At 63.0% G+C, this 19,128-nt stretch carries 15 protein-coding genes; 5 read left to right on the top strand and 10 right to left on the bottom strand.

The window, feature by feature from the left end; all coding sequences use genetic code 11:
- Nucleotides 1–15 precede the first annotated feature (15 nt).
- Nucleotides 16–936 (top strand): substrate-binding domain-containing protein, encoded by a 921-nt coding sequence (locus BM416_RS12825; RefSeq protein WP_027603555.1) that lies wholly within the window; start codon nucleotides 16–18, stop codon nucleotides 934–936.
- Between the two features lie 73 nt (nucleotides 937–1,009).
- On the opposite strand, the gene BM416_RS12820 is transcribed toward BM416_RS12825, so the two are convergent.
- Nucleotides 1,010–2,428 (bottom strand): MFS transporter, encoded by a 1,419-nt coding sequence (locus BM416_RS12820; RefSeq protein WP_092488291.1) that lies wholly within the window; start codon nucleotides 2,426–2,428, stop codon nucleotides 1,010–1,012.
- Nucleotides 2,429–2,516: 88 nt separating this feature from the next.
- On the opposite strand from BM416_RS12820, the gene soxR reads away from it, so the two are divergent.
- A complete protein-coding gene (gene soxR, locus BM416_RS12815; protein ID WP_092488290.1) occupies nucleotides 2,517–2,969 on the top strand; it encodes a redox-sensitive transcriptional activator SoxR in 453 nt (150 codons plus the stop codon).
- 5 nt (nucleotides 2,970–2,974) lie between these two features.
- On the opposite strand, the gene BM416_RS12810 is transcribed toward soxR, so the two are convergent.
- The 4 genes from BM416_RS12810 to xylA all read right to left on the bottom strand — a co-directional run bounded on the left by BM416_RS12810 (nucleotide 2,975) and on the right by xylA (nucleotide 8,362).
- Nucleotides 2,975–4,111, bottom strand: coding sequence for a sugar ABC transporter permease (locus BM416_RS12810; protein WP_092488289.1), 1,137 nt, complete (start codon nucleotides 4,109–4,111; stop codon nucleotides 2,975–2,977).
- Entirely contained in the window at nucleotides 4,112–5,656 is a 1,545-nt protein-coding gene (xylG, locus tag BM416_RS12805; RefSeq protein WP_175539058.1) for a D-xylose ABC transporter ATP-binding protein, read from the bottom strand.
- Nucleotides 5,657–5,661: 5 nt separating this feature from the next.
- Entirely contained in the window at nucleotides 5,662–6,663 is a 1,002-nt protein-coding gene (gene xylF, locus BM416_RS12800; RefSeq protein WP_092488287.1) for a D-xylose ABC transporter substrate-binding protein, read from the bottom strand.
- A 382-nt stretch (nucleotides 6,664–7,045) separates the two neighbouring features.
- Nucleotides 7,046–8,362 carry a xylose isomerase gene (gene xylA / locus BM416_RS12795; RefSeq protein ID WP_092488286.1) on the bottom strand — a complete coding sequence of 439 codons (1,317 nt, stop codon included), beginning with the start codon at nucleotides 8,360–8,362 and terminating at the stop codon, nucleotides 7,046–7,048.
- Nucleotides 8,363–8,501: 139 nt separating this feature from the next.
- Here xylA and BM416_RS12790 point away from each other — a divergent pair, with 139 nt between their 5' ends.
- A complete protein-coding gene (locus BM416_RS12790; RefSeq protein WP_092488285.1) occupies nucleotides 8,502–9,671 on the top strand; it encodes a XylR family transcriptional regulator in 1,170 nt (389 codons plus the stop codon).
- Between the two features lie 75 nt (nucleotides 9,672–9,746).
- Here BM416_RS12790 and BM416_RS12785 read toward each other — a convergent pair whose 3' ends face one another.
- The 5 genes from BM416_RS12785 to BM416_RS12765 form a co-directional block, all read right to left on the bottom strand.
- A complete protein-coding gene (locus BM416_RS12785; RefSeq protein ID WP_092488284.1) occupies nucleotides 9,747–11,012 on the bottom strand; it encodes a carbohydrate porin in 1,266 nt (421 codons plus the stop codon).
- Nucleotides 11,013–11,066: 54 nt separating this feature from the next.
- Nucleotides 11,067–13,475 (bottom strand): glucose/quinate/shikimate family membrane-bound PQQ-dependent dehydrogenase, encoded by a 2,409-nt coding sequence (locus BM416_RS12780; protein ID WP_092488283.1) that lies wholly within the window; start codon nucleotides 13,473–13,475, stop codon nucleotides 11,067–11,069.
- A gap of 209 nt (nucleotides 13,476–13,684) precedes the next feature.
- Nucleotides 13,685–14,431, bottom strand: coding sequence for an IclR family transcriptional regulator (locus tag BM416_RS12775; protein WP_027603563.1), 747 nt, complete (start codon nucleotides 14,429–14,431; stop codon nucleotides 13,685–13,687).
- Nucleotides 14,432–14,529: 98 nt separating this feature from the next.
- Nucleotides 14,530–15,855: an MFS transporter gene (locus tag BM416_RS12770; protein ID WP_027603564.1), complete on the bottom strand. Its 1,326-nt coding sequence runs from the start codon at nucleotides 15,853–15,855 to the stop codon at nucleotides 14,530–14,532.
- Between the two features lie 78 nt (nucleotides 15,856–15,933).
- Complete coding sequence (locus BM416_RS12765; protein ID WP_027603565.1) at nucleotides 15,934–16,911, bottom strand: hydroxyacid dehydrogenase; 978 nt, start codon at nucleotides 16,909–16,911, stop codon at nucleotides 15,934–15,936.
- A 313-nt stretch (nucleotides 16,912–17,224) separates the two neighbouring features.
- Here BM416_RS12765 and BM416_RS12760 point away from each other — a divergent pair, with 313 nt between their 5' ends.
- Nucleotides 17,225–17,899 carry an RraA family protein gene (locus BM416_RS12760; protein WP_092488282.1) on the top strand — a complete coding sequence of 225 codons (675 nt, stop codon included), beginning with the start codon at nucleotides 17,225–17,227 and terminating at the stop codon, nucleotides 17,897–17,899.
- Nucleotides 17,896–19,116 carry an MFS transporter gene (locus BM416_RS12755; protein WP_092488281.1) on the top strand — a complete coding sequence of 407 codons (1,221 nt, stop codon included), beginning with the start codon at nucleotides 17,896–17,898 and terminating at the stop codon, nucleotides 19,114–19,116. Before BM416_RS12760 ends, BM416_RS12755 begins: the two co-directional genes overlap by 4 nt.
- The last annotated feature ends 12 nt before the right edge of the window (nucleotides 19,117–19,128 follow it).

The raw sequence follows: 19,128 nt of genomic DNA, 5'->3' as shown, positions 1-19,128 counted from the left end.
CGCGGGAGTCAGAACATGAAAGCATGGTTAATCCTCGCCTTGGGGGCGACGCTGTTCATTCCGGGCCCGGCCCAGGCCGCCACGCCCTTGCTGGGTGTGGGCATGGCAAAGTACGACGATAACTTCCAGACCCTGCTGCGCAACGGGGTGCAGCAACAGGCCAGCGTCATGAACGCCGACATCTTTATGGAGAACGGGCAGGACAGCGTCGATCTGCAGATGCGCCAATTCCGCAACCTGGTCAATTCCAAGGTGGATGCGATCATCGTCGCGATGGTCGACGGCAAAAGTGCGGCGCAGATGATGCAGTTGGCCTCGGATGCAAAGATCCCGCTGGTGTTCGTCAACCGCAATCCGAACCCGCAAACGTGGCCGGCGCAGACCGCGTTTGTCGGCTCCAACGAGCTGGAGTCGGGTACGTTGCAGATGGAAGAGCTGGCGCGCCGCGCCGGTTACAAGGGCAACGTGGTGATTCTGGTGGGCGACCCCGCCAACGCGTCCTCCTTGATGCGCACCGAGGACGTGGAGAAAGTCGTCGCCAAATATCCCGGTATGAAAGTCGTACAGAAAAAAGTCGGCAACTGGGAGCGTAGCCAGGCCGCCACGATTGTCATTGACTGGGTCAAGCAGGGCGTCGATTTCTCGATCATTGCGGCCAATAACGATGAAATGGCGATCGGCGCGATCATGGGCCTGGAAAAGGCCGGCAAGCAGGCCAAGGACTATTGGGTCGGCGGCATCGACGGCACACCGGACGGCTTGAAGTTGATGGCTGAGGGCAAGATGGCGGTCAGCGTGTTCCAGGATGCCGCCGGCCAGGCCGGCGGCGCAGTGGACACCGCACTGCGCCTGGTACGCGGCGAGGTGCTGGAGTCGGCGGTGGTCTGGGTGCCGTTCAAGTTGATCACGCCTGAGAATCGCCAGGCGTTTGAATAGCACTGAGCACCTCGATCCAACCTTGGAATGCAGTCAAATGTGCTCAGGCAGGGGGATTGGTGAGCTTGGCATGCTACTGACCGATCATGCGAACCACCCGCCTGGCAATCAGAACACCCACCACGGGCGCCAGCGCAAACACCCCAAACAACCACACCGCCGCGCTCGCGGTGCCTTCGACACCGCCGGGCTCAGTGAGGCCGGCGACGTTGGCGACCATTCCCGCCAGTGCCGCGCCAAACGCGGTGGCGAACAGTTGCACGGTAGTAATCGAGGCGCTGGCAAGGTCCTGCTCACCGGCCGGCGCCACCTGGAACACCCGCGTCAGCAAGTGCGGCCAAGCCAGCCCCACGCCCAACCCAATCAGGATAAGCGCCAGGCAGATCGGTATGAGTGTCTGCCCGCTGCCGTTGCTTTCGACGGGCATCAAGATGGCCAGCGCCACCATGCCCACCACGCCCAGGATCGGCCCGGCCAGGATCGCCCGTCGAATGTTGCTGCCCGTCACACCCGCGCTGGCGATTGACCCCAGCGTCCAGCCAGCCGCCATCAATGCCGCCAGATAACCGGCCACCAGCGGCGACTGGTGGTGCAGGACTTGAAGAAACAACGGCACGAAGATTTCGCCACTGGTCACGGCCACCGCCAGCAATGACATCGTCGCGTACAGCGCGCCGAGTGCCGTGGTGATCCGAAAAGCGCCGGCGGGCAACAGTCGATGGCGGGCGCGGCTTTCCGTGACGATCAGCAGCGCGGTGAACACCGCAGCCACGGCCAGCCCCAGCAGGTTCAGGGGCAGGGTGGACGAGACACTGCCGGCCGACACCGCCAGTACCGCCGCCGTCAGCAGCACCAGTTGGGCGAGTGGCAACGCGGTCGGCGCAGCGCTCTCGGTGCTGCGCCTGGGCAGGACCGCCGCCGCCAGCACCGCGAATAACCCGGCCACCGGAATCAACGACCAGAACGCCGCGCGCCATATGCCCAGCTCGGCAAACACTCCGCCCACCGCTGGCCCGACCAGCGTCGCCACGCCCCACATCCCCGACACCAACGCCATCGCGCGCGGCCACAGGCTTTGATCGAACACCAAGCGGATCATCGCGTAGGACAGCGCGAACAAGAACCCACCGCCCAGTCCCTGCACCAACCGCCCCACGAGCATCACCGGCATGGACGGCGCAAACGCACAGGCCAAGGCCCCGCCGGCGAACACCAGGCTGGCGACCAGGTACGCCGCACGCGGCCCGAGGCTGCCAAGCAGGCGCGCCGACAATGCCGAGCCGAGGATCGAGGCGGCGACAAATAACGTGGTGTTCCATGCGTAGTAGTCGATGCCGCCGATGTCCTGGACCACTGACGGCAGAATCGTGGTGGCGATGTACACGTTGATCGCATGCAGCACCACGCCGCCGGCCAGTGCGAGCGAACGTACGCCGTTGGCACCGGACAACAGCGCGGCCCAGTTGGAGGGGGAGGGTTGAGGTGTGTCCATGCAGGCTCCGATTCAAAGGGCTGAAGGCTTGCCAAGGCAAGCCGACACCCTTTATAAAACCTCATGTTTAGATGAGGTCAAGAGCCGGATGGACGCTAAAATCGATGTGCGCATCCCCCTCGGCGTGGGCGAACTGGCCCGGCGCAGCGGCGTGACCGTGGCCACGGTGCATTTCTACGAGTCCAAGGGGCTGATCCACGGCCAACGCAGCGCCGGCAATCAGCGTCGCTATCAGCGTGACGTACTGCGCCGGATCGCGGTGATCAAGGTCGCACAGCGCGCGGGCATTCCCTTGGCGGCCATCAAGGACGCATTGGACGAACTGCCTTCAGGACGGCCGTTGACGGCCAAGGACTGGACCCAACTCTCCACACACTGGCGCGACCTGTTGAGTGAGCGCATCAACAGCCTCACTCAACTGCGCGACCAACTCGATGGCTGTATCGGCTGTGGATGCCTGTCCCTGGATGATTGCCCGTTGCGCAATCCGGGGGATCAGTTGGGACGGCTGGGGGATGGGGCCGTGTTGCTCGGAAAGTGAGACAGTCAGCGCCGACCCGTGCGCGTACTCACATCCACCCACACCGCCAATACCAGGATGCTGCCCTTCACAATCATCTGCCAGTAACTGTCCACGTCCAGCATCGACATGCCGTTATCCAGGCTGGTAATCACCAATGCCCCGAGCAAAGCGCCATACACCGTGCCCGAGCCGCCGCGCATCGACGTACCACCAATAAAGCACGCAGCGATGGCATCCAACTCGCCCATATTGCCCGCTGACGGTGAGCCCGCCGCGAGACGCGCAGTATTGACCAGGCCGGCGAGGGCGCACATCACGCCCATGATGCCGAAGATCCACAGTTTCACCGCCTGCACGTTGATGCCCGACAGGCGCGTGGCTTCCATATTGCTGCCCACCGCGTACACGCGGCGGCCGAACACGGTCTGGCTGGTGACGTAGCTGAACACGCCGAGCAGCACCAGCAACAGCAGCACCGGCACGGGGATGCCGTCGTAGCTGTTGAGGGTGGTGACGAACCCGGCGAGCACCGCGCCGATCACCCCCACGCGCAGCACATCGCGCATCATGGCGTGCGGCGCCAAGCCATGCAGCGCGCGGTTGCGCCGTTGTTTCCAGGTCAAAAACAGAGTCAGGGCAAACAGCAAGACCCCAAGGCCAACCCCCACCGAATGCGGCAAATACCCCTGGCCTACATACACCAGCGACGGCGACACCGGCGCGATGGTGGTGCCGCCGGTGATCCCCAGCAGGATCCCGCGAAACGCGAGCATGCCGCCGAGGCCAACGATAAACGACGGAATGCGCAGGTAAGCGGTCATGTAGCCGTTGGCCAAACCGATCATCAGGCCGCACAACGCTACCACGCTGAGGTTGGCCAGCAGCGGAATGTGATAGACCACATCCAGGATCGCTGCGAGCCCGCCCAACAGTCCCAGCAACGAACCCACCGATAAATCGATCTCACCGCTGATGATCACCAGCACCATGCCGCACGCCAGGATGCCGGTGATCGACATCTGCCGCAGCAGGTTGGACAGGTTGCGCGGGGTGAGGAAGCCGCCCTCGGTCTGCCAGCTGAAAAACAGCCAGATAAACGCCACGGCGATCACCAGGGCGAGCATTTTGTAGCGAGTGAACAGCTGTTTGACCTGATTCATCTACGCGGTTTTCCGATTGTTATTGTTTTGGCTGAGCGCGGCGGCGAGCACCTGTTCCTGGGTGAGTCCTTCATTGATGAAATCGCCGCGCAACTGGCCGTCGCCGATCACCAGTACACGGTTGGATACGCCGAGCACTTCGGCCAATTCCGAGGAAACCATGATGATCGACACGCCTTCTGCCGCCAGCGCGCCCATCAGTTTGTAGATCTCATACTTGGCGCCCACATCCACCCCGCGCGTGGGCTCGTCGAGGATCAGCACCTTGGGCTTGGTCATCAGCATTTTCGCCAGCACAGCCTTTTGCTGATTGCCACCGGACAGGCTGGTGATCGGCAGGAACGGGCTGGCAGTCTTGAGGTGCATGCGCGCGATCTGCTGGTCGATGCTGCCCAGTTCTGCCTCGGCATCGATGCGGGTCAGGTGGGCATAGGTATCGAGCACCGCCAGAGTGATGTTCTGGCCCACGCCCAGGTCAGGGATGATGCCCTGGCGCTTGCGGTCTTCGGGCACCATGCACAGTCCGGCGCGGATCGATTTGAGCGGCGTGCGCGTGTCGATCACCTGGCCGTCGAGCCACACCTCGGCGCTGTAGCGGCCGGGGTAGGCGCCGAACAACGCCGACACCAACTCCGTGCGCCCGGCGCCCACCAGCCCGGCAATCCCGAGGATTTCGCCGCGCTTGAGCACGAAGGAAACATCGTCGACGCGCTTGCGCCTGGGGTTGTCGACGTCATAGCAGGTGACATTGCGCGCTTCGAAAATCACCTCGCCGATGGCATGGGGCTCGGTGGGGTAGAGGTTGCTCATTTCGCGGCCGACCATCTGCGTGATGATCTGCGGGATGTCCATGTCGGCCATGGCCGTGGTCGCGATGTGCTTGCCATCGCGAATCACCGTGATGGTGTCGCACACGGCCGCCACTTCATCGAGCTTGTGGGAGATGTACACGCAGGCCACGCCCTTGGCCTTGAGGCCGCGGATGATGTCCAGCAGTACTTCGATTTCCGAGCGGGTCAGGGCCGAGGAGGGTTCGTCGAGGATCAGCAGGCGCGCCTGTTTGTTCAGGGCCTTGGCGATTTCCACCAGTTGCTGGTAGCCGCCGCCGTACTGTGACACCGGCAGCGCCACGTTCATGTCCGGCACCTTGAGCTCGCGCATCAACGCTTCGGCGCGGTGCAGCATCGCCGGGTAGTTCATGCGCCCGCCGGGCAGGGTCAGCTCGTGGCCCATGAAGATGTTCTCGGCCACCGACAGGTCGGGCACCAGGGTCAGTTCCTGGTGAATGATGACGATGCCGGCGGCCTCGGTCTCGCTGATGGACTGGGCCCTGAGCGGCTGCCCATCCCAGAGGATTTCGCCCTCCCAGGTGCCATGGGGGTAGACCGCCGACAGCACCTTCATCAGGGTGGATTTACCGGCGCCGTTCTCGCCGCACAGGCCGACGCATTCCCCCGGCCGCACCTTGATGTCGATGCCGTTCAGCGCGTGGACCCCGCCAAAGGTTTTGACGATGCCGTTCATTTGCAGCAGGTAGTCGGCCATGGCGGTCACTGCCCGCCGATCTGCTCTTTGGTATAGAACCCGTCCTTCTCCAACAGGTCGATATTGGCCTTGGTCAGCGGGGTCGGGGTGAGCAGGATGGTGTCGACTTTCTTGCTGCCATTGTCGTACTGCGAGCTGTAGGTGGGCTTCTCGTTACGCGCCAGTTGCACCGAGAGCTTGGCGGCTTCGGTGGCGATCAGCTTGAGCGGCTTGTATACGGTCATGGTCTGGGTACCGTCGATCACGCGCTTGACGGCGGCGAGGTCGGCGTCCTGGCCGGAGATCGGTACCTTGCCCGCCAGCTTCTGGGCGGCCAGGGCCTGGATCGCACCGCCGGCGGTGGCGTCATTGGAGGCGACGATGGCGTCGATCTTGTTGCTGTTACGGGTCAGGGCGTTCTCGACGATGCTCAGGGCTTCGGTGGGGTTCCATTCCTTGACCCACTGCTGGCCGACAATCTTGATGTCGCCCTTGTCGATGGCCGGTTGCAGCACCTTCATCTGGCCTTCGCGCAGTACCTTGGCGTTGTTGTCGGTGGGCGCGCCGCCGAGCAGGAAGTAGTTGCCCTTGGGCGCCGCCTGCAGCACGCCGTTGGCCTGCATCTCACCGACTTTTTCGTTATCGAAGGAGATGTAGGCATCGATGTCCGCGTTGAGAATCAGGCGGTCATAGGACACCACCTTGATCCCGGCTTTCTTGGCTTCGGCGACCGCGTTGGTCAGCACGGTGGCGTTGAACGGCACGATCACGATCACATCGACGCCCCGGGAGATCAGGTTTTCGATCTGCGAAATCTGCTTCTGCTCGTTGGCATCGGCGGACTGCACAAAGACCTTGGCATCGAGTTTTTCTGCGGCGGCGACGAAGTAGTCACGGTCACGGGACCAGCGTTCCAGGCGCAGGTCGTCGATGGAAAAACCGATTTTCGGGTGGGCGGAATCGGCCATCACCGGCAGTGCGAACAGGGCCAGGGCGGTGGCGAGCAGGGTACGTTTGAATGACTTCATGGTGGTGCGTCCTTTTATTGTTGTTGGAAAGACACTGGGTGAAGACTCTAGGCGAACACTGTAGGTGTGGCTAACCGGCGTGTTGTGGCAAGCCGGGCTTTTGTGGTGAACAGGACTTTTGTGGTGAATGGGCTTGTCTTGGTGAATGGGTTTAGTGTGGTGAGCGGGCTTATTGTGGTGAGCGGGCTTGCCCCGCGCTGGGCTGCGAAGCAGCCCCAAACCCAGGCACCTCGGTGTGTCAGCTAAAAACACATCGCCTGCAATGGGGCCGCTTCGCGCCCCAGCGCGGGGCAAGCCCGCTCACCACAACAAGCCCCCTCACCACAATAAGCCTCTCACCACACCAACCCCGCTCATCACAACAAACCCGCTCACCACACTGTCACCGATAAATAAACCGGTTGACCACCCCCTCCAGCATCTCCTGCCGACCACTCACGGCCTGCGGGTTCAGTTCGTGGGCAAACGCGTGTTCGGCCAGGGACTCCAGGCTGAACTCACCCGCCAGCACGGCCTGGCCCAGCGGCTGCTGCCAGCCGGCATAGCGCTGGTCCTTGAACTGCTGCAACTGGTCGTTCTGCACCATGGCCGCCGCACGTTCCAACGCCAGGGCGAGTACATCCATGGCGGCGACATGGCCGTGGAACAGGTCGACCTCGTCCAGGCTCTGGCGGCGTACCTTGGAGTCGAAATTGTAGCCGCCATTCTTGAAACCACCGGCCTTGAGGATTTCATAGGTGGCGAGGGTCATCTCCTCGACGCTGTTGGGGAATTGGTCGGTGTCCCAGCCGTTCTGCGGGTCGCCCCGGTTGGCGTCGATGCTGCCGAAAATGCCCAGGGACACGGCCGTGGCAATCTCGTGATGGAAACTGTGCCCGGCCAGGGTGGCGTGGTTGGCCTCGATATTCACCTTGATCTCATGCTCCAGGCCGTACTCATGCAAAAAGCCGAACACCGTGGCGCTGTCGTAATCGTACTGATGCTTGGTCGGCTCCTGGGGCTTGGGCTCGATCAGCAGGTCGCCCTTGAAGCCGATCTTGTGCTTGTGCTCCACCACCATGCGCATAAAACGCCCGAGCTGTTCGCGCTCGCGCTTGAGATCGGTGTTGAGCAGGGTTTCATAACCTTCACGGCCGCCCCACAGCACGTAATTGGCGCCCTTGAGTCGCAGCGTGGCGTTCATCGCGCTGAACACCTGGGCAGCGGCGTAGGCAAACACCTCCGGGTCCGGGTTACTGGCGGCACCGGCGGCAAAACGCGGGTTGCTGAAGCAGTTGGCGGTGCCCCACAGCAACTTGATGCCGGTCTGTTCCTGATGGCGCTCCAGGTGGTCGACCATCTGCGCAAAGTGGTTGCGGTACTCCTTGAGCGAACTGCCTTCCGGCGCCACATCGGTGTCGTGAAAACTGTAGTAGTCGATGCCCAGCTTGGAAAAAAACTCGAAGGCCGCCTCTGCCTTACCGATGGCCACGTCCATCGGCTCGCCACTGCGCTGCCACGGCCGCTTGAAGGTGCCCATACCGAACATATCGGCGCCGGGCCACACGAAGGTGTGCCAATAACACGCGGCCATGCGCAGGTGCTCGCGCATCGGTTTGCCGAGGATCAGCTTGTTGGCGTCGTAATGGCGAAAGGCGAGGGGGGCATCGCTGCTGGGGCCTTCGAAGCGAACCTTCTCGACACCGGGGAAGTACAGCATGGCGTTTTCCTTATTGTTCTTGGCGGTGTCTGGATACTAGCAACGGCACTCGGCCCGCTGATTATGAAAATCACCAAGGTGTAGTGCGATTTTGACCGGCGAGGGCTAGTCTGTTGCCACAGGCCCGAGGACAAAAACAATGAAAACCCTACCGCCCGTCCACCGTATTGCCCTGTTGTTCAACGGCAGCAAAATCTACGACCGCGGCATCATCGCCGGCATCGGCAATTACCTGAGCAGCACCCGCGTGTCCTGGGATCTGTTCCTCGAGGAGGATTTTCTCTGTCGCCTGCGCGGTATCGAGCGCTGGCAGGGCGACGGCATCATTGCCGACTTCGACGACCCGCTGATCGGCGAAGCGTTGGCCGACAGCACGTTGCCGGTGGTGGCGGTGGGGGGCTCCTATGAAGACGCGCGCGCCTATCCCAAGGGCATTCCCTATGTGGCGACCGATAACCACGCATTGATGAAGTTGGCTTACGAACACTTGATCGAAGCTGGCCTGACTCGGTTCGCCTGTTTCAGCCTGCCCGAGGCCCAGGCCAATCGCTGGGCCCAGGAGCGTGAAAAAGCCTTTCGCCGCCTGCTGCAACGAGATGGTCTGCACGTCGAGGTGTATCGCGGCCTGGGCACCAGCGCGCCGTTGTGGGACAGCGCGGTGGAGCAACAGATTGCCTGGCTGCACAGCCTGCCCAAGCCCATCGGCATCATCGCCGTCACCGACGCCCGCGCCCGGCAATTGCTGCAAGCCTGCCTGACTGCCGGCATCGCCGTGCCGGAGCAAGTGGCGTTGATCGGCATCGACAACGACCCCCTGACCCGCACCCTCACGCGGGTGCCGCTGAGTTCGGTGATCCAGGGCACGGAAACCATGGGACGCACGGCCGCCGCCTTGCTGCACCAGATGCTGCACGGCAAACCGTGCGTGGGCACGCAGGTCCTGGTGCCGCCGGAGGCCATCAACGTTCAGGCCTCCAGCCTGCATCAACCCTTGGGTAATCCGTACGTGATGCAGGCGCTGCTGTTTATCCGCCAGTACGCCTGTCAGGGCATCAAGACGGCGCAGGTGGCGGCCTATGTCGGCGTGTCGCGTTCATCCCTGGAAGCGCATTTTCGCAAGGTGCGCGGCTGCAGCGTGCATGACGAGATCCTGCGTTTCAAACTCGCCGCCGCCGCCAAGGGCCTGGAAAGCCACGAACTGGCGATAGCCGATATTGCCGCCAAGTGCGGGTTCAAGTCGGCGCAGTACCTGCATACGGTGTTTCGCCGCGAGTTTGGTTGCACGCCCCGCGAGTATCAGCAGGGCTAAAAGAGTCATCCCAGCAAGGAGGCTTTGACGGCAGCTTGGGTTTTGTTGTTGGCCTGGCGTTTGCGCACGGGCAAGTCAGAACGTCGCCTTAACCTGCAATCCCAGCACCAGCGCATTGTCGATGTTATCCCCCGAAAACGCCCCCGGCTCGATGATGTATTGCACATCCGGGCGTAGGTTCAGCCACGGCGTGGCCTGGTAGCCGTAGCTGAGTTCGATCAGTTGTTCGGCGTTGTCGAGGTTGGGGTAGGTCGAGCCGGCGTTGAAGGCGGCCAGTTCCTGCACGTCACGGCTGCGCGGGTTGGGCACGGCGCGCCCGTACCCCAGGGATAGGGTGTCGCGCGGCCGGCCTTCGAAGGGTTTGTACAACACCACGCCTGCGCCGTACCACTTGCTGAACGGCGAGGCCGCTTCGCTGGCAGCGGAGTATTGGCCGAAGGCATGCAGGCTGCGACCGGCGGATGCGTCGGAAGCCCATACGGCCTGGTCGATCAGCAGGTAGTGGCCGCCGCGACCGCTGACCTTGTCATCGCTGCCGATGCGCTTGACGTCGGAGCTGTCGTAGTAATAGCCCAGTTTGTATTCACCCGGCAGGGGGCCTGCGTGTTTGTATACCAACTCGATCGGCACTACGGTGCCGGTGGTGTGCTTGGGGCTCAGCTTCCAGGCGCGGCTGGAATCGCCATTGCTGTCGGGGTCGACATTGAAGGCGGCCACGCGCAGTTGCCATGCAGGTGACAAGTCGTATTTCACCCGGGCGCCCAGGCGTGCGTTCGGGTAGTTGGTCCAGCCGCTGCCGCCGGACATGTTCAGCGGATGCCCGCAGAACCCGGCGTTCATGAAGGTGCACAGGATGCCGCTGTCCAGTCCGCCGAGATCGTTGCCCATGGCCATATAGCCAAGTTTGAGGTTCAGCGCCGGGGTGAACAACGTACGCTCGTAGCTCAGCTCGGTGAGACGGGTGTAGAGGCCGCCGTAGTTTTCCTGGATCGGCAGGCGGTTGCCCACCAGGTCTTCGGAGGCGCTGTTGCCGCGGCGGTCGTTGAGGGTCAGTTGGATGCGGTCGCCATTGTTGAAACCGTAGAGTTTGCCCAGGTCGAACTGCACGCCCAGCTTGAGGTTTTGCGAGTAACGCGCCGAACGGTGCTGGCCGCCGTGGGCGTTATAGGCGGTCTCGCCGCTGTAGTCGCCGGTAAAGCGGATGCCTTGCTCGTCGAGCTCACGGCGCAGGCCGCCCCAGTCGCCGGTCAGGGTGGTGTCGTCGGCTTGAGCGGGCAGGGCGGCGCCCAGGGCCAGGCCGAGCAACAGACGCCCAAGGGAAAGATGAGAAGAGGGGGTCATGCGGAGTCTTCCAAAGCAGAAGGCGCGGTGCAGGGGCACCGCGCCAGGAGGGGGTTATGGCAGGGCGTAGGCGATCACGTAGTCGCCACGGTCGGTGGACTGGCGCGCACCGCCGGCGGTGATCACGATGTACTGCTTGCCGGTTTTCGGCGACACGTAGGTCATCGGGCCGCCCTGGCTGCCGACGGGCAGGCGGGCCTTCCAGATTTCATCACCGTTGCCGCTGTTGAAAGCGCGCAGGTAGAAGTCCTGGGTGCCGGCGATAAAGATCAGGCCGCCCTGGGTCGACAGCGTGCCGCCGAGGGTCGGCAGGCCGATCTTGATCGGCAGGTGCATGCGGATGCCCAGGGGGCCGGTGTCTTCAACGGTGCCCACCGGCACTTGCCACGCGACTTTCTGGGTCTTCATGTCGATGGCGGTGAGGGTGCCGAACGGCGGCGCCTGGCACGGAATGCCGGCCACCGACAGGAAGCGGTTTTTGTTCACCGCATACGGCGTGCCCTTGAGCGGGACTGCGCCCATGCCGGTGTTCAGCGCTTCGCCACCGGAAGCGGCCTGGGCCTTGTTCTGCGACGGCAGCATCTGGATCCACAGGCCCAGGCGCATGTCGTTGACGAAGATAAAGCCATGCACCGGGTCGGTGGAAATACTGCCCCAGTTCATGCCGCCCAGGGAGCCGGGGAAACTCAGGGATTTATCCGTGCCCGGCGCGGTGTACAGGCCGTCGTAGCGCATGCCCTTGAAGTCTATGCGGCACAGCAACTGGTCGTACGGGGTGGCGCCCCACATGTCCGACTCGCTCAGGGTCTGTGCGCCGATCTGCGGCATGCCCACGGATTTCGGCTGGGTCGGCGAGTAGGGTTCGTTGGGGATGTTCGCGGCCTTGACCGGGACTTCCTTGACCTCGGTCAGCGGCTGGCCGGTGGCGCGGTCGAGTACATAGATCTGCCCGGCCTTGGTGCCGATCACCACCGCCGGTACCGCCTTGTCGCTGCCCGGTGGGGTGAAGTCGATCAGGCTCGGCTGCATCGGCAGGTCGAAGTCCCACAGGTCATTGTGGACGGTCTGGTACACCCACTTTTCAGCACCGGTGGAGGCATCCAGCGCCAATACCGAAGCGCCGTATTTGTGGTTGAGCTGGGTGCGTTCCACGCCGTAGATATCGGTGGACGAGCTGCCCATCGGCAGGAAGACCGTGTTCATCAACGGGTCGTAGGACATCGGCGCCCAGCTGTTGGGCGTGCTGCGCACGTAGGTCTTGTCGCCGGTCGGGGCCTGTTTGTCTTCCGGGTTGCCCGGGTCGAACGCCCAGCGCATTTGCCCGCTGATCACGTCAAAGCCACGGATCACGCCGCCGGGCATGTCGGTTTGGACGTTATCCGCAACGCGGCCGCCCACCACTACGGTAGTCCCGGCGATCAACGGCGCGGACGACAGCTGGTAGTAGCTGTCCGGCACATTGCCCAGGCCGGCTTTCAGGTCCACCTGGCCGTGGGTGCCGAAGTCTTCGCAGAATTTGCCGGTGTCGGCATCCACGGCGATCAGGCGCGCATCGATGGTGTTGGTCAGCAAGCGGCGCTGGCACTGCGCACCGGCGGGAACGCTGGCGGCGATGATCGGCGAGCTGTTGGGCTGGGTCGGCTGGGCAATCGGCGCGGTGGCGTCGAAATACGCCATGCCCCGGCAACGCTGCCACACCGCCGACTTGGCGTTGACTTCGTTCTTCCACAGCTCTTTGCCGGTGTCGGCATCGAGGGCGATCAGGTTGTTGTGGGGCGTGCAGATAAACACCTTGTTGCCGATCTGCAGGGGCGTGAGCTGGTCTTCGGCGCCGTTGCCGTCGCTGAGGGCCACGTCACCGGTGTGATACGTCCAGGCCACCTTGAGCTTATCGACAGTGTCGCGGTTGATCTGGTCCAGCGCGGCGAAGCGGCTGCCCCCTTCGGTGTTGCCATAGTGGGCCCAGTCTTTCTGCGCGTCGGCCGCGGCCACGGGCGTGATGCCTGGGCCTGCACCGGTCGGCGCGACGCTGGGATGGGCGACGAACATATTGCCCGCCGCCACCGCCACGCCCACCGCCAACACGGCGGCAACGCCATAAGCGCCGCGCGCAGGTCGGCCGGCCAGCAGCGGATACACCAGCGCCACCACCAGGCCGATGGCCGCAAACATGAACAGCCGCGAGAACAGCGGCCAGAACACCAGGCCCACATCCGCCACCGCCCAGATGGCCGTGCCGATCAGGAACGCCGCGAACAGCCATGCACCTGCGGTTTTTTGCCGGGCAATCAACAGGCCGGAAACCGCCATGGCCATGCCCCCGACCAGGAAGTACCAGGAACCGCCGAGGCTGACCAGTTTGGCGCCGCCAACGGCCAGCGCCAAGCCGAGCAGGGCGATGATTACGCCCAGGCCCAGGAGTAGGAATCTAGAGACGCCAGTGGCGCGCGATGCTCGTTTCATGTCGAAAGGACTCGAGTGAGAGAGGGCAAAGACGCGATTTTAGCAAGATAATTAACTGGTTAGTACATTAGAGTCCTGCAATAGACTATTACAGGTGCAGCGATGATGGGCTGGGGCTAAATGTCGCGCGTGTCGGCTAAGTGTAGGCACCCCTTGGGCAACAGGTGGCAGCACGCAAGCCCGTTGCCACATACGGGGTGGGTTTGGTTTTACGCCTCGGCTGGTTTTTTGCCGCGAGGTTTTTTCTGCGCGGTTTCCCCGTCCTCCAGCGCGTCGCCCCCCAGGCTGCGAGTCAACTCGACGGCGGCCTGCTGGAACAGGGGGTGCAATGTCTGCGCCTGCTCGGCGGTCAGGCGACTGGCCGGGCCGGACAGCACCAGGGCACCGATCAGGTTTTCCCCTGGGCCGAAGATCGGCAATGCCATCGACGCGGCGTGGGGGTCGGTGGCGCCATGGGAAAACAACGGCTTGATCATCTTCGCCGCCAGCGAATACGGCGTGCGTAACGCTTCGGCACCGGCTGCACCGTCCATGGGGCGGGTGTCGCCCGGTTGCAGGTGCAAGCGCAGGTGATGCGGGGAGTTGACCCGGTAGAGGCACATTCGGTAGGCGCCGTGGCGCACATAGAATGAAGCTGTTTCGCCGGTTTCCTGGGTCAGGCGATGCAGCAGCGGGGTGATATGGCGCTCAAGGTCGAGACCGTCCTGGTACACCGTGTTCAAGCGCATGATCTCGGTCGCCAGCTGGTAGCGACCGTCCGCCAGGCGAGTGATCAGGCCGTGGTCTTCCAGTGACACCATCAGGCGCATGATGGTGCTCTTGATCAGCCCGGTGCGTGCGGCCAGTTCGGCCAGTTCCAGGGCCGTGTCCCCCATCTTGAAGGCGGTGAGCACGGTCAGCACCCGATCAGCCGAAGCAACTCCGGTGACGGCGGGGCGTGGGCGTGTTTTTACCATAGGGGGCTCCTTGAAGGGGGGGCGGGTACGCTGCAAAATACTGGCATTGCCCCCAGGGAGCAATGCCAAGCGATTGAGCGTACAGCGATTTCAGCGCGTTACCGGGCGATCAGTTCGCCTGTGCCGCTCAAATCCCGCATCTGCCTGCGCCCCATCAGCAGCACCATCACGGCACCGGCGGCACACAGCGCCGCCAGCGGCAACAGGGCCAGGGCGTAACTGCCGGTGGCGTGGTGAATGGTGCCGTACACATTCACCATGATGCCGCCACCAATCAGATTGGCCATCGCGCCCACGGCGGCCAGACCGGCGGCGGCAGTGGAGGACGAGAGCCAGGTCGAAACCAGCGCCCAGAACGGCCCCTTCATTGAGTACGCCCCGATCAACACCATGGACAGCATGAACACCGTCGCCACCAGCGAGGAGGTGACCAGTGCGAGCAGCAAACCGGCGGTGATCAGCAGCAAGGTCATCGCGGTGTGCCAGCGGCGTTCACCGCTCTTGTCGGAGCTGCGTCCCCACAGAATCATCAGCACCGAAGCCAGTCCGTAGGGAATGGCATTGACCAGGCCGATTTCCAGGTTGTTCAGGTCAAACGTCTTGAGCAATTGCGGCGCCCACACGCTCATGGTGCTGCCGGCCGCCGACGCCCCGGAGTAGATCAGTGCCAGTACCCAAATGTGCTTGTGGCGCAGCAGTTTCCACAGCGAGATATGCCCGATGGCGGTCTTGCGGCTGCGCTCTTCGTCCAGGCGGCCGGTGAGCCAGCTGCGTTGTTCGTTGCTCAGCCACTTGGCCTGTTCGGGGCGGTCGGTGAGTACGAACAGGCAGGCGATGCCCAGCAGTACGGCGGGGATGCCCTCGATGATGAACAGCCAGTGCCAGCCGCGCATGCCGAACCAGCCGTCCAGGCTCAGCAACAGGCCGGACAGCGGCGAACCAATGAAGTTGGCCCCGGGAATGGCGACCATGAAGATAGCGACCATGCGTCCACGGTATGCCGCTGGCAGCCAGTAGGTGAGGTACAGCAGCACGCCCGGGAAGAAGCCGGCTTCGGCCGCACCCAGCAAAAAGCGCATCACGTACAGCGAATTGGCTCCGGTCACAAACGCGGTGCCGGCGGAAATCAGTCCCCAGGTGATCATGATCCGCGCAATCCACACCCGTGCGCCGAAACGTTGCAGCGCCAGGTTGCTTGGCACTTCCACCAGGAAATACGACACGAAGAACAGGCTGCTGGCAAAGCCGAAGATCGCCGGTGTAAGACCCAGGTCCTGGTTCATCTGCAGGGATGCCATGCCGATATTGCCGCGATCAATGATCGCCAGCAGGTAGCAAAGGATCAGGAACGGCAGGAGTCGCCACGCCACCTTGCGCATGGTTGAGCGCTCGATCGCGCTGATGTCGGTAGAACTGATAGGCATGACTCTCTCCCATTTTGTTTTTTTTGGAGAAGCGTAATGAGCTCGACCTTCCTTGAAGGCCGGGCGATGGGCGTTCAATCAGTGTGCGAACAGGTGGCGGTTGACCACCGAACGCGGCTCCGGTGCGCAGCCGTCCCAGAAGTCGATGATCTGTTGCACGGCCAGCAGGCCCACGCGATCGCGCGCCTCGGCAGTGTTGGCGCCTACGTGGGGGGTGGCGACCAGGGTCGGCAGGCCCCACAGCGCTGAGTCGGTGGGTGGCGGTTCGGGGTTGAAGGTGTCGAGGCCGGCGCCGGCAATCTGGCCGGTGCTCAGCGCTTGCACCAGCGCTTCGGTATCGATCAGCTCGCCGCGTGCGGTGTTGATCAACAGGCTGCCTGGGCGCATGCGCTTGAACTGCGCCGCGCCGAAAAGGTTGCGGTTCTGCTCGGTCAGCGGGCAATGCAGGCTGATGATATCGCAGCTCGCCAGCAAGGCATCGAAGTCCTCGGCGCGCTCGACATTCGGCAGGTCGGGCAGGTTGCTCAAGTAGGGATCAAATACCTTGATGGTCATGCGCAGCGGCGTTACCAGTTCCATCAGGATTCGCCCGATAGCGCCCAGGCCCACCAGGCCCAGGGTCTTGCCGGACAGTTCGATGCCCACGGCGGTAGCTTTGTCCCAATGGCCGTCACGCATGCGCGCATCGAGCAGGGCAGTCTGGCGCGCGACGCTGAACATCAGCGCCAGCGCATGCTCAGCCACCGATTGCGCATTGGCGCCCAGGGCGATGGTGACGGGGATGCCGCGTTCAGCGGCGGCGGCGATGTCGATGGTGTCGTAGCCCACGCCGTGCTTGGCGATGATCTTCAGCGCGGGCGATGCATTGATCATGTCCCGGGTCAGTTTGCCCTGGCGCACGATGATTGCGTCCGGCTGTTCGCGGGCAATGATCGCGGTGAGTTCGTCGGCCGGGGCATACGGGGTGGTAGGGATTACGCGCACGCCATGGGCGGCGGCGTGGGCCATGGCTTCGGCGGTTAATTGCGGGCCGGTCAGCAGGAGGGTTCGGGTCATTTGGCGCACCTTGGTTTTCTTATCTGTGTGCAGTTGGCGGTTCGTGATGTCGCTCAACAGTGCTCGAAACCTAACATAATGAAATGGCGTTGCAATAAATAATTTTTGTTGATTTGCGCGAAACGGTTGAGTGCGCGCGTGCAACCCCGTGTTATTCAACGAATTAAGGGTTTTATTCAGCGTTAAAGCGTTTTTCATGTGCCGAAGCCGCTGTGGGTGAGTCTTGTCAGTTTTAAATTGAAATGTTAATTTCGAAATGCCATTTCATTTTATGAATTTTCACCCTTAATAAAAACCACAAGAGGAATGCCCCATGTCCATCGGATTCAGAGTGCTCACGCAGCAACGTAAAGTCGCGGCCGAGTGGGTCGAGCGGTACCGGACAATGCCCGTCGCCAATATCAGCGATTCGATGAACCGCATGACCGCCGGTGGCGCCGCCCTGCAACCGATGCACCACCGGGGCGTGCTGGTGGGGCCGGCGCTGACCGTCAAAGCGCGGCCTGGGGACAACCTGATGCTGCATTACGCCCTGGATATCGCCCAGCCTGGCGACGTGATTGTGGTCGACGCCGGCGGCGACCTGAGCAACGCACTGATCGGCGAAATGATGGTGGCGTACGCGATCAAGAAAGGCGTGGCCGGCATTGTGATCAATGGCGCCATTCGCGATGCGGCGAGTATCGGTGCCGGTGACTTCCCGGTGTTTGCCGCCGGCATCACCCATCGCGGCCCGTACAAGGACGGCCCGGGCGAGGTGAACGTACCGATTGCCTTGGCGGGCATGGTGATCGAACCGGGCGATCTGGTGATGGGTGACGAAGATGGCTTGATCTGCGTGCCCTTCGATCAGGTCGGCGAGGTGTATGATCGCGCCTACGCCAAGCATGCCGCTGAACAGAAGCAGCTTGAACAGATCGCGCTGGGCGAGAACGACCGCACCTGGGTCCTGAAATCGCTCACACAAAAGGGCTGCGAGTTTATTTGAATCCTGCTTCCCCCTCCCGCTGGCCGGCGCCTGTGCGCGCGCTGCGGCATCGAAATTTCCAGATCTACTTTGTCGGCCAGGGCCTTTCCACCCTGGGCAAGTGGGTGCAACAGGTCGCGCTGTCCTGGCTCGCCTATCACTTGACGGGCTCGGCCGTGCTGCTGGGGGCGATTGCGTTTCTGACGTTGTTGCCTCAGCTGCTGGTGGGGCCGCTGGCGGGCGCCTGGTCCGACCGCCATGACAAGCGCCGCCTGTTGATGGCGGTGCAGGCCGCCCTGGCCCTGCAATCGTTGGCCCTGGCCGTGCTGACCTGGCAGCAGTGGATGGGCCGTGAAGTGATCATCGCCATGGCGATTCTGCTGGGTTTGCTCAACGCCCTGGAAACGCCGCTGCGCCAAGCCTTGATCGCGAGCTTTGTCGATGAGCCCAAAGACCTGCCCAACGCCCTTGTGCTCAACGCGATGCTGATCAATGCCGCACGCTTTATCGGCCCGCCGTTGGCCGGCTTGCTGATCAACTGGAGCGGCGAGGCCGGTTGCTTTGTGCTCACTTCCATCGCGTTCGGTATGTTGCTGATCGGCCTGGGCAGGGTGCAAAGCCGAGCGCAGGCCAGGGCCCAAGGGTCTACCGGGGAGATTTTCCGCGAAGGTCTGCGCTACCTGTGGACCACCCTGGCGATTCGGCGGCTACTGGTCAGTGTGGTGATGGTCAACCTGTTGGCGTCCTGCTACACCGTACTGCTGCCGATCCTGGCCAAGCATGCGTTCAGCGGCGATGCGCAAACCCTCGGCTGGCTGTGGGGCGCAGCCGGTGCCGGCGCGTTTGTAGCCACGATCTTCCTGGCTTTTGCCGGCAGCGCTTCGAACCTGGGCCGCTTTATCGTGCTCGGCACGCTGGCCTGTGCGGTGTCGCTGTGCGCGGTGGCGGCCAACCCGCCGCTGTGGTTCACCCTGGCGGCGCTTGCCGGGCTGGGCTTCGGCATCACGGTGAGCAATGTCAGCAGCAATATGACCCTGCAAAGCGCGGCGCCGGAAGCGTTGCGCGGCCGGGTGATTGCGTTCTATATCGCCATGCGTTTCGGCTTTGAAGCCATTGGCGGATTGTTGGCCGGCCTGCTGGCGGCGGCGCTGAGCGTGCAATGGACATTGCTGCTGGCGGGGCTGTTGCTGGGGGTTTATCAGGGTGTCAGTGGGTACATCAGTCGCAGGCGTGGTTGACAGCAACCACGC

Source organism: Pseudomonas sp. NFACC42-2 (assembly GCF_900116055.1).
Taxonomy (GTDB): domain Bacteria; phylum Pseudomonadota; class Gammaproteobacteria; order Pseudomonadales; family Pseudomonadaceae; genus Aquipseudomonas; species Aquipseudomonas marginalis.
This window is presented reverse-complemented; position numbering and strand designations above follow the sequence as displayed.